This is a genomic window from Mycolicibacterium gilvum (assembly GCF_900454025.1).
Taxonomy (GTDB): domain Bacteria; phylum Actinomycetota; class Actinomycetes; order Mycobacteriales; family Mycobacteriaceae; genus Mycobacterium; species Mycobacterium gilvum.
Genome location: NZ_UGQM01000001.1, coordinates 2,602,501 through 2,617,600, shown reverse-complemented (window position 1 = coordinate 2,617,600; position 15,100 = coordinate 2,602,501). Strand labels below are relative to the sequence as shown.

14 protein-coding genes are annotated in these 15,100 nt (G+C 68.1%); 10 read left to right on the top strand and 4 right to left on the bottom strand.

The features are described 5' to 3' along the window. Positions 1-68: 68 nt before the first annotated feature. From DYE23_RS12500 to DYE23_RS12460, 9 genes are all read left to right on the top strand, one after another. A complete protein-coding gene (locus DYE23_RS12500) occupies positions 69-890 on the top strand; it encodes a DeoR/GlpR family DNA-binding transcription regulator (RefSeq protein ID WP_276051521.1) in 822 nt (273 codons plus the stop codon). Next, positions 887-2,368 carry an FGGY-family carbohydrate kinase gene (locus DYE23_RS12495; RefSeq protein ID WP_011894626.1) on the top strand — a complete coding sequence of 494 codons (1,482 nt, stop codon included), beginning with the start codon at positions 887-889 and terminating at the stop codon, positions 2,366-2,368. The genes DYE23_RS12500 and DYE23_RS12495 overlap by 4 nt, the downstream gene beginning before the upstream one ends. Before the next feature lie 16 nt (positions 2,369-2,384). Continuing rightward, entirely contained in the window at positions 2,385-3,710 is a 1,326-nt protein-coding gene (locus DYE23_RS12490; RefSeq protein WP_011894627.1) for an ABC transporter substrate-binding protein, read from the top strand. 58 nt (positions 3,711-3,768) lie between these two features. Continuing rightward, positions 3,769-4,629 carry a carbohydrate ABC transporter permease gene (locus DYE23_RS12485; protein ID WP_011894628.1) on the top strand — a complete coding sequence of 287 codons (861 nt, stop codon included), beginning with the start codon at positions 3,769-3,771 and terminating at the stop codon, positions 4,627-4,629. Continuing rightward, positions 4,626-5,441, top strand: a complete 816-nt coding sequence (locus tag DYE23_RS12480) for a carbohydrate ABC transporter permease (RefSeq protein WP_011894629.1) — start codon at positions 4,626-4,628, stop codon at positions 5,439-5,441. The genes DYE23_RS12485 and DYE23_RS12480 overlap by 4 nt, the downstream gene beginning before the upstream one ends. Positions 5,442-5,561: 120 nt before the next feature. Next, positions 5,562-6,968, top strand: coding sequence for an IS1380 family transposase (locus tag DYE23_RS12475; protein ID WP_016341434.1), 1,407 nt, complete (start codon positions 5,562-5,564; stop codon positions 6,966-6,968). A gap of 197 nt (positions 6,969-7,165) precedes the next feature. After that, positions 7,166-8,236, top strand: coding sequence for an ABC transporter ATP-binding protein (locus DYE23_RS12470; protein ID WP_115327318.1), 1,071 nt, complete (start codon positions 7,166-7,168; stop codon positions 8,234-8,236). A gap of 14 nt (positions 8,237-8,250) precedes the next feature. Continuing rightward, positions 8,251-9,021 (top strand): SDR family NAD(P)-dependent oxidoreductase, encoded by a 771-nt coding sequence (locus DYE23_RS12465; RefSeq protein ID WP_011894631.1) that lies wholly within the window; start codon positions 8,251-8,253, stop codon positions 9,019-9,021. Positions 9,022-9,068: 47 nt separating this feature from the next. Beyond that, complete coding sequence (locus DYE23_RS12460; RefSeq protein ID WP_011894632.1) at positions 9,069-9,890, top strand: BtpA/SgcQ family protein; 822 nt, start codon at positions 9,069-9,071, stop codon at positions 9,888-9,890. On the opposite strand, the gene DYE23_RS12455 is transcribed toward DYE23_RS12460, so the two are convergent. After that, positions 9,887-10,375 (bottom strand): winged helix-turn-helix transcriptional regulator, encoded by a 489-nt coding sequence (locus DYE23_RS12455; RefSeq protein WP_011894633.1) that lies wholly within the window; start codon positions 10,373-10,375, stop codon positions 9,887-9,889. The two genes, DYE23_RS12460 and DYE23_RS12455, sit on opposite strands and share 4 nt — an antisense overlap. A gap of 93 nt (positions 10,376-10,468) precedes the next feature. Between DYE23_RS12455 and DYE23_RS12450 the strand changes: the two genes are divergently transcribed. Then, positions 10,469-11,668 carry a thiolase family protein gene (locus DYE23_RS12450; RefSeq protein ID WP_011894634.1) on the top strand — a complete coding sequence of 400 codons (1,200 nt, stop codon included), beginning with the start codon at positions 10,469-10,471 and terminating at the stop codon, positions 11,666-11,668. Positions 11,669-11,677: 9 nt separating this feature from the next. Here the strand turns inward: DYE23_RS12450 and DYE23_RS12445 are convergent, their stop codons facing one another. From DYE23_RS12445 to aspS, 3 genes are read right to left on the bottom strand one after another with little or no spacing between them, the layout of a single operon-like run. Further along, a complete protein-coding gene (locus DYE23_RS12445; protein WP_115327317.1) occupies positions 11,678-12,130 on the bottom strand; it encodes a nitroreductase family deazaflavin-dependent oxidoreductase in 453 nt (150 codons plus the stop codon). Next, positions 12,127-13,101 carry a DUF8686 domain-containing protein gene (locus DYE23_RS12440; RefSeq protein WP_011894636.1) on the bottom strand — a complete coding sequence of 325 codons (975 nt, stop codon included), beginning with the start codon at positions 13,099-13,101 and terminating at the stop codon, positions 12,127-12,129. Before DYE23_RS12440 ends, DYE23_RS12445 begins: the two co-directional genes overlap by 4 nt. 38 nt (positions 13,102-13,139) lie before the next feature. Continuing rightward, positions 13,140-14,912 (bottom strand): aspartate--tRNA ligase, encoded by a 1,773-nt coding sequence (aspS, locus tag DYE23_RS12435; RefSeq protein ID WP_115327316.1) that lies wholly within the window; start codon positions 14,910-14,912, stop codon positions 13,140-13,142. Between the last annotated feature and the right edge of the window lie 188 nt (positions 14,913-15,100).

Genomic DNA, 15,100 nt, shown 5'->3' with positions numbered 1-15,100 from the left:
CTCGCCTCGCCGGTGCCGCAAAGTGCAGCTAGCGCGTGGTAAACCACTGTTAATTTTGCACAGAAGCCTTGGTGACCGTGGACGTGAAAACCCGCAGGGAACGGATCGAACAGCGCGTTCGATCCGCCCGCGAGGTCAACTTCGCCGACCTGGCCGCAGAGTTCGACGTATCCGAGATGACCATCCGCCGCGACGTCGAGGCACTCGAGGCCCTCGGCGTTCTGCGCCGTGTGGTCGGCGGTGCGATTGCGTTGCAGGGCAAGGACAACGAGCCGGCGTTCGCCACCCGGGTCGCCGACGCCGCGCAGGAGAAGGCGCACATCGCCGAGGTCGTCGCGGACCTGATCGGACGCAAGGAAACCCTCATCCTGGACTCCGGGAGCACCGCCCTGGCCGTCGCGAACTCGCTCAAGGGCCGCGACCTCGGCCTCACCGTCGTCACACCGAGCGTCCTTGCGGCGCTGGCACTCGTCGACGAGCCCGACACCTCGGTCGTGCTGACCGGAGGCGAACTGCGTGCCAGTGAACTCAGCCTCATCGGCCCGGGCGCCGAGGACACACTGGCCAACTACAACTGCGACACCTACGTCATGGGTGTCGCCGGCATCGACGGCGAACGCGGGATCTCCGACTACCACCAGGCCGAGAGCCGGGTGAAGCGCGCCGCAACCCGCCGGGCGGACCGGGTCATCGTCGCCGCAGACAAGAGCAAGCTCGGCCGTGTCACCTTCGTCAGCATCTCCGCGCTTGCCGAGGTCCAGATCATCGTCAGCGACGGCCCGCCCGACCACCCCGCGCTCGTCGCCGCGCGCGACGCCGGGGTCGAGGTGATCTGCGTTGCCGATCAACAGGATTCGGTGCAGGACATTTCGGCGGTGGGGTCCCGGTGAGCCGGTACACCATCGGAGTCGACATCGGCACCACCGGAACCAAGACGGTGCTGCTGGACACGACCTCGGGCATCGTGGCGACCGCATCCCGCGAAACCGCGCTGCACTCCCCCGCGCCCGGCTTCGCCGAGGCCGACACCACCCAGTGGCACGCCAACGTGATCGACTCGGTTCGGGAAGTGCTGGCACACAGCGGCGTCGCGCCGGACGAGATCGGCGCGCTCGCCACCTCGGGCATGGTCCCGGCCGTCGTACCGATCGATGACGCGGGAAAACCGTTGCGGCGAGCCATACTTCAGAACGACGCCCGTGCCCACCGCGAGGTCGACGACCTGGCCGGGGCACTGGCCGACGTGGATCTGGTGACGCTGACCGGATCGGCGTTGACTCAGCAGTCGGTGGCTCCGACCACCGTGTGGCTGCGGGAGCACGAGCCCGAGGTCTATGCGCGCACCGCGCACTGGGTCGGCTCCTACGACTGGGTTCTCTCGGCGCTGGGCGCCGACGTCCACGTCGAGCAGAACTGGGCGCTGGAATCCGGCCTGTTCAGCATCGTTGGCGACACCGCCGACGCCGTACTGGGCGCCGCGGGACTCGACCCCGCGACGCTGGCTCCCCTCCGGCGTCCCGGCACCCGGGTGGGCGAACTGAGCGCCGCGGCCGCGGACGCGACCGGGTTGCGCGCGGGCACCCCACTGGTGGTCGGGGGCGCCGACCACGTGCTGTCCGCCTACGCCGCCGGCGTGAACGGGGCCGGGGACGCGCTCGTCAAACTCGGTGGGGCGGGCGACATCCTGGTCGCCAGTGACACCGAGATCGTCGACGAGCGGCTCTACCTCGACGCCCACCCCGTGCCCGGGCGCTGGCTGCCCAACGGCTGCATGGCCACCAGCGGCAGCCTGATCCGCTGGTTCCAGACGCTGATCGGCGGCGCCGAACTGACCGAGCTCGACGACGAGGCCGCACAGCGCGCACCGGGCGAGATCCTGTGCCTCCCCTACTTTCTCGGCGAGAAGAGCCCTGTGCACGACCCCGACCTGCGTGGCGTGTTCGCCGGCATGCACCTCGGCCACACACGTGCCGACATGTACCGCTCGGTCCTCGAGGCGATCGCCTTCGGTTTCCGCCACCATGTCGACGTCTTCGGCGAGATCGGCATCCCGTTCACCCGGGTGATGATCACCAACGGCGGCTCCAGATCCACGCTGTGGAAGCAGATCCACGCCGATGTGCTCGGGTGCGAGATGAATCCGGTCATCGGTCACCCCGGCGCCTCTCTCGGCGCGGCGGTGATCGCCGCGATCGGCGTCGGGGCGCTCGACGACTGGGCGGACGCCGACCGGTTCATCACCCTCGATGCGCCCTACCGCCCTGATCCTGCCAGGCGGCACGCCTACGACGACGCGTACCAGACATGGCGGGAGCTCGGTGCGGTCATGACGCCCGTCTCCCACAAGATCGCCCGCACCACCCGATGAAAGGAACAGCACTGTCATGAGATTCGCCCAAATTCCCACTGCCCGGCGGGGCGGGAAGACTGCCCGCTCCGCCGTGCTCGCTCTGTTGGCCGTCCTTGCGCTGGTGCTCTCCGCGTGCGCCGGCAGCGGCGGACCCGAGCAGGCCGAGAGCACCGGAAGCGGCGAGGTCTCCGCCGACACCTCGGGCACCGTGCGGATCCTGATGGAGAACGTGCCCGACACCGACATCGTCAAGTCGATGGTGGCCGACTTCAACGCCGAATACCCGGGCGTCGAGATCAACATCGAGTCGCTCACGTTCGACCAGATGCGCGACAAACTGGTGTCCTCGTTCCAGTCCTCGTCGCCGGCCTACGACCTGATCGTCGTCGACAACCCCTGGATGGTCGACTTCGCCAACGCGAAGTTCCTGCAGCCACTCGATGCCCGCATCGACAGCACCCCCGACTACGACGCCGGCGACTTCTTCACGCCGCTCACCGACATCACCACCGTCGACGGCACCCGCTACGGCGTTCCGTTCTACAACTACGCGCTCGGATACCTGTACAACGCCGACGATCTCGCCGCCGCCAACCAGCAGGTGCCGACCACGCTCGACGAACTCGTCAGCACCAGCAAGGCGCTCAAGAGCGGTGACCGCGCCGGCATCGCGATGCAGCCGCAGCGCGGCTACAAGATCTTCGAGGAGTGGGGCAACTGGCTCTTCGCCGCGGGCGGGTCGATCTACGACGCCGACGGCAAGATCACGCTGAACACCCCTGAGGCCAAGCGGGCGCTCGAGGCCTACATCGACACCTACAACACCGCCGCACCCGCCAACAGCCTCAGCTGGGGCATGGACGAGGCGCAGCGCTCGGTGTCGGCGAACCAGTCCGCGTCGATGATCAACTACAACTGGCAGCTGCCCGCCCTCAACGAGCCGGGCTCCGGACCTGCCGCCGGCAAGATCAAGCTCGCCACCATCCCCGGCGGCAAGCAGGTGCTGGGCTCCTGGAGCTGGGCGATCCCGGCCAACTCCGCGACTCCCGACGCGGCATGGGCGTTCGTCTCGTGGATCACCGCCAAGCCCAACGATGTCGTGCGCACCGAGAAGGGCGGCGCGGCGATCCGCAAGAGCACGCTGCAGAATCCCGCTGTGCTGCAGGGCCAGTTCGGCGAGGAGTACTACCGGACCGTCGAGCAGCTGCTCGCCGATGCGGCGCCACTGACCCAGGGCCCCAGCGGCGAGGAGATGATCCAGGCCGTCGGCACCGCGCTCAACGAAGCGGTCGCCGGTGAGAAGAGCGTCGACGACGCCCTTGCCACCGCACAGGCCGAAGCCGAGAAGATCCAGGGCTAGCAGTTCAGCCCACCCCAAAGACGGAAACCGACCACCCCACGAAAGGAGCGAGACCACCGTGAAATTCCAACACGGCATGGTCGCCCCCCTCGTCGCCCTCTTCGTCGGGGTGGTCGGTTTCCCCTTGGGATATGCGGCGTATCTCAGCGTCACCGACTACAAGCTCACCGACCAGGGAGCCCCGGACATCGTCGGCGCCGACAACTTCGTCGCGACGTTCGGCGACAGCGGGTTCTGGAACGCGTTCGGCACCACCGCGCTGTATGTGCTCGTCGCCGTCGGCCTGGAATTGGTCATCGGCCTGGCGATCGCCCTCGCGCTGCAGAAGCAGCGCTGGGCACGCGATCTCACCCGGTCGATGCTGCTGGCACCGATGTTCATCACGCCCATCGCCGTCGGGCTGACGTTCCGCTTCCTGCTCAACGACCAGCTCGGCGCGATCCCGGCGATGCTGCACGCCATCGGCATCGACTACGACTTCTTCGGGCCCGGCCGCGCGCTCTACACCCTCGCGTTCATCGACGTGTGGCAGTGGACGCCGTTCATGGTGCTGCTGCTCCTCGCCGGGCTGGAGTCCATTCCGAAGGAACCTCTGGACGCCGCCCGCGTCGACGGCGCGCGCGGACTGTATGTGCTGCGGCGGGTCACACTGCCGCTGCTGGCCCCGGTGCTGGTGGTCGCGATCCTGCTGAGGTCCCTGGACGCGATGAAGGTCTTCGAGTACGTGTTCGCCACCACGCGTGGCGGGCCCGGCACCGAGACAGAGACGTTGCAGTACTTCATCTATCAGACCGGCATCCAGTTCTTCCGGCTCGGATCGGCGTCGTCGATGGCGTTCGTCGTGCTGATCGTGGTGCTGGCGGCCATCGTGTTCGCGTTCCGCCGGATGGACAGGGCCAGGGAGGCGGGGATTCGATGAACCGTCCCTCTGTGGTCACCGTGCTGCGCGTGGCACTGCTGTGGGCGGCCGCCATCTCGGTGCTGTTCCCGATCGTGTGGATCGCGCTGGCCAGTGTGAAAACGCCGGAGCAGCTCAATGATCCGTTCCTGCTCACCTTCACCCCGGACTTCTCGGGCTGGCGAAACGTGCTGGAGTCCGGGATTCTCGGCGCAGCGGGCCGCAGTGCTCTGGTCGCGCTGGTGACGGTCGGCATCAGCGTCGTGGTGGGCAGCATGGGCGCCTACGCGATCGCGCGCTACCGTGCCGGCGGCACGCTGACGCGCTTCGGGATGCTCGCCGCGCAGGTGCTTCCGCCGGCCGTGCTGGTGTTCCCGTTCCTGACGATGGCCTACGCGCTGCGCCTGACCGACACGCTGGTGCCGGTGATCTTCGCGCACCTGAGTTTCGTTCTGCCCGTGGTGACCTGGTTCCTGATCGGCTTCTTCGAAGCCGTTCCGCGCTCCCTGGAGGAGCAGGCCCAGGTCGACGGGCTGACCCGGTTCGCCGCGTTCCGCCTCGTCGTGCTGCCCCAGGTGCTGCCCGGCATCGGCGCGGCCGCGATCTTCGGGTTCACCCTCTCGTGGAACGACCTGTTCTACGGGTTGATCCTGGCGCCGGGCAAGGCGGCCATCCTGCCGGTGGCCATCGCCGGTTTCAACACGTTCCGCGGGGTGCAGATCGGCTCGATGAGCGCGGCGATCCTGATCGCCGTCGTCCCCGTCGTCATCGCGAGCTTCTTCATCCAGCGCAAGCTGGTGCAGGGCATCAGCGGCGGCGCGGTCAAGTTCTAGCCCGGATTTTTCGTGGAATGTTGACTGTGGGGGTGTGTAGATAAGCGAAAGTGCCTGTCCTGCAAGGAATAATTGGACTTCTCTACGGTTCAAAAACCCTGACGGGAAGGCACTTCGCAGGTGAAGAATATCGCGGCGGCATCGCCGGTGAAAGTTTCCGCCGACGGCCATGGCGTTGTGTCGCATGCCGGGATGGGCATGCTGCGTGAGCTTGCCGACCGGACCGGCTTATCGGCGCAGGTCACGGCCGCGTTGGCCGACACCTACCGCGGCCCGTGGGTGTATGCGCCTGGGGAGGTGTTCGCTGATCTGGCGGCCGCGGTCGCCGACGGCGCGGACTGCATCGACGCGGTCGGTCAGCTGTGCGGTGACCGGGAGCACGTCCTGGGGGCCAAGGCCTCAACGACCACCATGTGGCGGCTGATCGATGAGCGGATCGATGCCGCGCATCTACCCGGGGTGCGCGCAGCCCGAGCCGCGGCGCGGGCAGCGGCCTGGGCTGTCGGAGCCGCCCCCACCACCGGCGGCTGGCTGCATATCGACATCGATGCCACGCTGGTGATCGATCACTCCGACAACAAGGCCGGGGCTGCGCCGACCTGGAAGAAAACGTTCGGGCTGCACCCGCTGCTGGCGTTTCTGGACCGCCCCGACATCGCCGGCGGCGAAGCCCTGGCCGGGTTGCTGCGCAACGGTAACGCCGGCTCCAACACCGCCTCCGACCACATCATCGTCCTGCACCAGGCTTTGGCATCGCTGCCAGCGGCGTGGCGGCCCAACCCCGACGATCCCGACAACCCCGAGGCCCCGAAGGTGTTGGTGCGCTGCGATACCGCCGGATCCACCCACAAATTCGCCGCAGCGTGCCGGGCCGCCGGGGCCGGGTTCTCCTTCGGGTACCCCGTCGATACCCGCGTCCAGGACGCCGTGGACACCCTCAACCTCGGCGATTGCTGGTATCCAGCGATCGACACCGACGGCGGGATCCGCGACGGCGCGTGGGTCGCTGAAGCCACCGACCTGGTCAACCTGGCCTCCTGGCCCGAAGGGACCCGGCTGATCCTGCGTAAAGAACGCCCCCACCCCGGCGCGCAGTTGCGGTTCACCGACGCCGACGGCATGCGGGTCACCGCGTTCATCACCGACACACCACCGGGTGTCGTACCCGGTCAGGTCGCCGGTCTGGAACTACGGCACCGCCAGCACGCCCGCGTCGAGGACCGTATCCGCGAACTCAAAGCCACCGGGCTGCGTAACCTGCCCTGCCACTCCTTCTGGGCCAATGCTGCCTGGCTCGAAATCGTCCTGGCCGCCGCTGACCTGGTCACCTGGACCCGCCTCATCGGGTTCGCCAGCGATCGCGCTCTGGCCCGCGTCGAGATCACCACGTTCCGCTACCGGGTCCTGCACGTGGCCGCCCGTATCACCCGCGGCGCCCGCCAACTGCGGCTACGCATCGATGCCACCTGGCGCTGGGCGGCGGCGATCGCCGCCGCCTGGCACCGCGTCCGCACCGCCTTCGGATAACACCCCACCCCATCGGACCCATCAACGATGAAGGACCCACAGGCCCCAGGAAAGCCCGCCCCACCCGGCGACACGGGACAGCACCTCTACGCCACCACACGAAAACCACTACCCAACAACACAACTCGGCATCACACCGAACCCACACCAATTACCACGCAAAATCCGGGCTAGACACAGATAGGTTTTTGGACTCCATGGCAACCGTCCGCTTCTCCGGCGTCACCAAGGCGTACGGATCCACCTCCGTCGTCAGCGATCTCGACCTCGAGCTGCCTGACGGATCGTTGAGCGTGCTGGTCGGCCCCTCCGGATGCGGCAAGTCGACGACGCTGCGGATGCTGGCAGGCCTGGAGACGGTCACCTCCGGGACCATCACCATCGGTGACCGCGACGTGACGCACCTGCAACCGCGCGACCGCGACATCGCGATGGTCTTCCAGAACTACGCTCTCTACCCGCACCTGACCGTCGCCGAGAACATCGCGTTCCCGTTGCGCGCGAACAAGACACCGCGCCGCGAGGCCTTGGCGCGGGCGGCGACGGTCGCGGAGTCACTGGGCCTGTCGGCACTGCTGGGCCGCAAACCGAAGGACCTCAGCGGAGGCCAGCAGCAGCGGGTCGCCATCGGGCGGGCCATCATCCGCGAGCCGTCGGTGTTCCTGTTCGACGAACCGCTGAGCAACCTCGACGCCAAACTGCGCGTGGAGACCAGGACCGAACTGGCGCAGATCCAAAGGCGTCTCGGTATCACCTCGGTGTACGTCACCCATGACCAGGAAGAGGCGATGACGCTGTCGGACCGCATGATCGTCATGCGCGACGGCAAGATCGCCCAGCAGGGCGCACCGCAGGACGTGTACGCCCGCCCGGCCGACACCTTCGTAGCGGCCTTCGTCGGCAGCCCGAAGATGAACCTGCTCGAAGGCACCCTCACCGGCGGAACCTTCACGCTGGCAAACGGATTCGCGTTGCCGATCGACGAGGGTGCCACCGATGGTCCGCTGACGCTCGGCGTGCGCCCCGACGACCTGCTGCCCACCGTCGGAGCCGTCGATGCGCCGGCCCGGGTCGCCCTGATCGAGCACCTCGGCCCCCGCGCCATCGTGACCGTCGACGCCCGGGGCACGGAGCTCACCAGTGTGGTGGACACCGCCCGGCTGTCGGGGATCACCGAGGGCACCGGGGTGGAGCTCGCCGTGCGACAGGGCGCCACCCACCTGTTCGACACCACCACCGGCCGGCGTATCGCCGGCGAAACCAGATAGGAAAAGAGCTGCACATGACCAGAACCGTCGTGGTGACCGGTGCCGGATCGGGTATCGGCCGAGCGATCGCGAGCACACTGGCACAACGGGATTGGCGGGTCGTCGTCACCGACGTCAACGGTGAGGCCGCACGCTCGGTCGCCGCAGAACTGCCCAACCCGTCGGCCGGGCACGAGTCGGCCCCCCTGGACGTGACGTCACCGGACGCGGCCGCGGCGGTGGCCTCCGACATCGCCGAACGGTTCGGCCTGGACGCGTGGGTGAGCAACGCGGGGATCTCGTTCATGCACCGCTTTCTCGACGCCCCGATCGAGCGCTTCGACCAGACGATGGACGTCAACCTCAAGGGCGTCTTCGTGTGCGGCCAGGCCGCGGCCCGCGAGATGGTCCGGTCCGGGGTGCCCGGGGTGATCGTCAACACCGCGTCGATGGCCGGAAAGCAGGGCCGCGTGCCGTTCCTGGCCGATTACGTGGCCTCGAAGTTCGGGGTCGTCGGACTGACCCAGGCGATGGCCTACGAGCTCGGCGAGCACGGCATCACCGTCAACTGCGTGTGTCCCGGCTTTGTCGAAACACCCATGCAGTCACGGGAATTGGAGTGGGAGGCCGAACTGCGCGGCACCACCCCCGACGGGGTGCGGGCGATGATGATCGCCGACACCCCACTGGGTCGCCTCGAGCAGGCCGACGACGTGGCCCGCGCGGTCGCCTTCCTGCTGTCCGATGACGCCCGCTTCATCACCGGAGAGGCGCTGGCCGTCAACGGCGGCGCCTACATGGACTGAGCGCCGGCCGTCTCCCCCGAACCCCATGTTGAGAAAGAGGTAATACAGTGACCACCACCTGGCTGGACGAGGTCTTCAACGTCACCAAGCCCGTCATCGCGATGCTGCATCTGTCCGCGCTGCCCGGCGATCCCGGCTACGACTCCGCCGGCGGGATCGCGGCCGTCGTGAACCGGGCCCGCACCGAACTGGAAGCGCTGCAGAGCGGCGGCGTCGACGCCGTGATGATCAGCAACGAGTTCAGCCTGCCGTATCTCACCAAGACCGAGCCGATCACCGCGATCACGATGGCGCGCATCATCGGCGAACTGCTGCCCGACATCTCGGTGCCCTACGGCGTCAACGTGCTGTGGGACGCGCGGGCGTCGATCGACCTCGCGGTGGCGACCGGCGCGAAGTTCGTGCGCGAGATCTTCACCGGTGTCTACGCCAGTGACTTCGGCCTGTGGGACACCAACGTCGGCGAGGTCGCCCGCCACCGGGCCCGCGTCGGCGGCGCCGGGGTGAAGCTGCTGTACAACATCGTCCCCGAATCCGCGACGTACCTCGCCGATCGCGACCTGGCATCCATCACCCGCACCACGGTGTTCGCCACCGCCCCCGACGGGATCTGCGTGTCGGGCGCGACTGCCGGCTCCCCGACCGACACCGACGCCCTGCGGGTCGTGAAGTCCGCCGCCGGCGACGTGCCGGTGTTCGTCAACACCGGGGTGCGGGCCGAGAACGTCGCCGATCAGCTCAGCGTGGCCGACGGCGCCGTCGTCGGAACGTATTTCAAGAAGGACGGCCTGTTCGCCAACGCCGCCGAGAAGTCCCGGGTCGAGGAGCTCATGGGAGCCGCCCGCGACTTCCGCGCCACCCTGGGCTAACCGCCATCTGCGCTCCGGTTCCGCCGGACGAGCCGCATCCCGAGCTCGTCCGGCGGAACGGAATGCCCTTTGTCGCAGACGATGTCGACGCTCGCGTCGGCGCCGCACCCCAGATGGGTCAGCCGCAGTGACGTGTCATCAAGATGCTTGCGCCCCCACTCGAACATCGCCCACACCACGGGCATGAACTCCGTGCCGGCCTCGGTGAGCACGTATTCGTCGCGGACGCGCTGACCGGGTTCCCGGTAGGGACGCTTGGTCAACAGCCCGGCCTCGGTGAGTTCGGCCAGCCGCGCCGACGTCGCGGCCTTGGTGATCCCGACCCTGCGGGAGAAGTCGTCGAAACGGGTCGTGCCGTAGTACGCCTCGCGCATCAGCAGCATCGCCGACCTGGTCCCGACGAGCGCCATCGTCTTCTCGATCGGGCAGCGGCCGACGGCAGACCACGCGGAGCGGTCGGCGAGCGGACCTTGCAGCACTGTCATGGACATCACTCCGCAGCTGGGTTGTATTGACTATACCCAGGTGTTACACCTGAGTACACAAAATCATACTCAGCGACGAGTTCGGAGGAATCCATGGCCGCTCATTCAGACCGCGACGCCGTCATCGTGGGTGCGGTGCGCACCCCGGTCGGAAAGGGGAAGGCCGGCGGCGCGCTGCACGGCGTGCTGCCCGCCGACCTGCTGGCCCACAGCCTCCGGGAACTGGTCGGGCGCACGGGCGTCGACCCCGCCGAGGTCGACGACGTCATCGCCGGCGCGGTGACCCAGGTCGGCGACCAGGCGGTCAACATCGCGCGCAACGCGCTGCTCGGCGCCGGATTCCCGGAGTCCGTGCCGGGCACCACCGTCGACCGTCAGTGCGGCAGCAGCCAGCAGGCGATCAGCTTCGCCGCCCAGGGCGTCCTCTCCGGGGCCTACGACGTCGTGATCGCCGCGGGCGTCGAGTCCATGAGCCGGGTCCCGATGGGCTCCTCGGTGCTGCCGGGCAGCAACCCGTTCGGCCGGGACATGGCGGGACGCTACCCCGAAGGCCTGGTGTCGCAAGGCATCAGCGCTGAGCTCATCGCCGCGAAATGGAATCTGTCGCGGGCCCGGCTCGACGAGTTCTCCGCCGAGAGTCACCAGAAGGCGGCCCGCGCCACCAAGGACGGACTGTTCGACAACGAACTGGCCCCCATCGCCGGGCTGGAGTACGACGAGATCATCCGTCCGGACACCACGGTCGAGACCCTCGCCGGCCTGCGACCCGCGTTCTTCGACGATGCGATCGGGGCACGCTTCCCGCAGATCGGCTGGGAGATCACCCCGGGCAACTCGTCGCCGCTGTCCGACGGCAGCGCCGCGGTGATGATCACGAGCGGAGCCGCGGCGCGGCGGCTGGGACTGCGGCCCCTCGCCCGCATCCACACCACGGTCGTGGTCGGCTCGGATCCCTTGTACATGCTGACCGGCGTGATCCCCGCAACCGAAAAGGCGCTGGCCCGTTCGGGTTTGACATTGTCCGACATCGACCTGTTCGAGGTCAACGAGGCGTTCGCCCCGGTCGTGCTGTCGTGGGCGGCGGACGTGGGTGGAGGCGACGGCGCCGACGTGCTGTCCAGGACGAACGTGCACGGCGGTGCGATCGCGATCGGGCACCCGCTCGGCGCCAGCGGCGCACGCATCATGACCACGCTTGTCAACGCGCTGGAGCAGCGCGCAGGACGCTACGGGTTGCAGACGATGTGCGAGGGCGGCGGAATGGCCAACGCGACCATCATCGAACGACTCTGAGACGTCGCGCTACTCGGCGCGGGTCAGCTCGAACAGTGGGATGGCCCGCGTCGTCTTGGCCTGATACTCGCCGAAGGCGGGCGCCAACTCGACGAGCTTGGGATACATCGCGTCACGTTCCCCGTCGGGGAGTTCGCGGACGTCGACATCGTAGGCGTCCGTGCCGATCTCGATGAACGCCCTCGGGTGGGCCCGGACATTGTGCACCCAGGCCGGATGGCGCGGTGCGCCCGCGTACGAGCCGACGATGATCATCCTGCCGTCGATGGTCAGGTAGGCCAGCGGCGACAGCCGCGTCTTACCCGACTTGGCGCCGGTCGTGTGCAGCAGCAGCAGAGTCGCACCCTCGAACGGGCCGCCGACCTTGCCGCCGTTGGCGCGGAACTCCTCCACGATCGCACGGTTGAATTCGTCGAGAGCCGCGGTGTCGGCGATCAGCTTGTCCTTGTCGTCGGCTGTCATTGCTTCATCGTCCCTGCCTTCGGCGCACTGGGGTCGGGGTCAGGCTTGGGGACAGGATGCTCCTCGGCCCGGGTCTGCCGCCACCAGGCCGCCAGGAAGACGACCATCGCGGCGGACAGCGCGAGCAACACCCACAGGATCACCGCCACGTCGATCCACGCACCTGTCGGCGGCGCCCCCGGCAGGATGTTGCGCAACGGCACGACCGCGAACAGCATCGCCGCGTACCAGGTGATGAACGGCGGCAGGAACTTGCGCCGGTTCAGCAGCATCTCGATCGCGACGAACAACGCGGTGCCCGGGAGCACCATCAGCACGAGCAAAATTCCGAAATCGACGGCATGCGCCCCGCGGGTGCGCTCCAGATGGAACGACACGCTCGGAACCGGACCCCACGGCGCGTCCAGGACACCCATGTCGCTGTCGACGTCCCACCCGTTGATCGCGCCGGCGACGACGATGACGGCGGGAACGCTGCGCCGGTTCGGTCCCTCGCCGTAGAAGACCTCGACGCCGATGGTGTTGCTGACGTAGGTGTCCAACGGCCAGTGGTCGGGGTCGCCCACCGCCGTGAGCTCCACCGTCGAGGCGTTGCTCTTCAAGTCGTCGTGCATGTGGATCAGGTCCCCGTCCTGCGTCCACGAGCTCAGCCGCACAACAGGATTGGCGGCCGCCTCGGGCCCGCTGGCGAGCAGGTCCCTGTCCGGGTGCACGAGGACGTCGAGGGTGAGCTTGTTCTCGACCGTCTCCATCTTGCCCAGTCGCAGGATGACCGCCGTCTCTCCGATCACCGAGGACTCGGTGAATTCGAAGGGCTGCGGCGGCGTTTCCAACAGCCGGTATCCGACCAGTGCACCGACGTAGACCGCGATGACCACGGCGAGGGTGGTCAGCACGGTCGCGTTCAACGCTCGCGATGACCGGGGAGTCTCAGACGTGGCATCCGTTGCCGGAGCCGATTCAGGCTGCACGCGCGGATCGTACCGTGGCAAACCCGCGCGGAGGTCGACTACGCGCCGTCTTTACCCGGCTTGGCGTCGATCCCGGATTCCTTGCGCTGCTGCGCGGTGATGGGTGCGGGCGCCTCGGTCAGCGGGTCCACGCCACCGCCGGACTTCGGGAACGCGATCACCTCACGGATCGAGTCCAGTCCGGCGAGCAGCGCGACGATGCGATCCCAGCCGAACGCGATGCCGCCGTGCGGAGGAGCCCCGAAAGTGAACGCCTCCAAAAGGAATCCGAACTTGTCCTCGGCTTCCTCCTGGGAGATGCCCATCATCGCGAACACCCGCTCCTGGACGTCGCGGCGATGGATACGGAGGGATCCACCGCCGATCTCGTTGCCGTTGCAGACGATGTCGTAGGCGTTGGACAGGGCACTTCCCGGGTCGGTGTCGAAGGTCGCCTCCGACTCGGGGGTCGGCGCGGTGAACGCGTGGTGCATCGCCGTCCACGCCCCGGACCCGACGGCGACGTCGCCGGAAGCGGTCGCCTCGGCGGCGGACTCGAACATCGGCCAGTCCACCACCCAGGTGAACGCCCAGGCGTCGGGGTCGATGAGGTCGAGGCGTTTGGCGACCTCGATGCGGGTGGCCCCCAGCAGTGCGCGGGCGCTCTTGGCGGTGCCGGCCGCGAAGAACACACAGTCGCCCGGGTTCGCACCGACGTGCGCGGTGAGGCCCGCCCGTTCGGCGTCGGTGAGGTTCTTGGCGACGGGACCGGTGAGTTCACCGTCCTTACCGACCAGTACGTAGGCCAGTCCCTTGTGCCCGCGCTGCTTGGCGAATGCCTGCCAGCCGTCGAGAGTGCGGCGCGGCTGCGATGCCCCGCCCGGCATGACGACCGCCCCGACATAGGGCGCCTGGAACACCCGGAACGGTGTGTCGGCGAAGTACTCCGTGCATTCGACGAGCTCCAGACCGAACCGCAGATCCGGCTTGTCGGAACCGAAGCGGCGCATCGCGTCGGCGTAACTGATCCGCGGCAGCGGCAGGGGCAGGTCGTAGCCGATGGTCGCCCACACCGCCCGCAGCACCTCCTCGGACAGCGCCATCACATCGTCGGCGTCGACGAAGCTCATCTCCATGTCGAGCTGGGTGAACTCCGGCTGACGGTCGGCGCGGAAGTCCTCGTCGCGGTAGCAGCGTGCGATCTGGTAGTAGCGCTCCATGCCGGCCACCATGAGCAGCTGCTTGAACAACTGCGGGCTCTGCGGCAGCGCATAGAACGAGCCGGGCTGCAGGCGGGCGGGCACCAGGAAGTCGCGGGCCCCCTCGGGAGTCGAACGTGTCAGCGTCGGGGTCTCGATCTCGACAAAGTCGTGGCCGGCCAGGACACCGCGGGCGGCAGCGTTGACCTTGGAGCGCAGACGGATGGCGTTGCCGGGAACCTCGCGGCGCAGGTCGAGGTAGCGGTATTTCAACCGGGCTTCCTCACCGGCGGTCTCGTCGAGCTGGAACGGCAGCGCGGCGCTCTCCCCCAGCACGGTCAGCGATGTCGCGTTGACCTCGACCTCGCCGGTCGGGATGTCGGCGTTGGCGTTGCCCTCCGGGCGGATCTCGACGACGCCGGTGACGGCGACGCAGAACTCCGAACGCAGGCGGTGCGCCTGCTCCAGCACGGCGCCGTCGCGGAAGACCACCTGGGACACGCCGGACGCGTCGCGCAGGTCGATGAAGATCACGCCGCCGTGGTCGCGACGGCGAGCCACCCACCCGGCCAACGTCACCGTCTGGCCGGCATCGGCAGGGCGCAATGAACCGGCGGTACGGGTGCGAAGCACGAAGAACTCCTCTTTCGGGGTAGGTGTCGCGACGAGGGTCGACAGATCAGTCTAAGGGGCCGGTGGGAGGGCACTCCACCGCACCGGAACCCGCCGCGAGCAGACGTGAACTCGCACGCCACGCCGTCGACACACCCGACTATGCGTCTGTTCGCGGAGCACTGGCTCGACACCATGCCCTAAGGTGT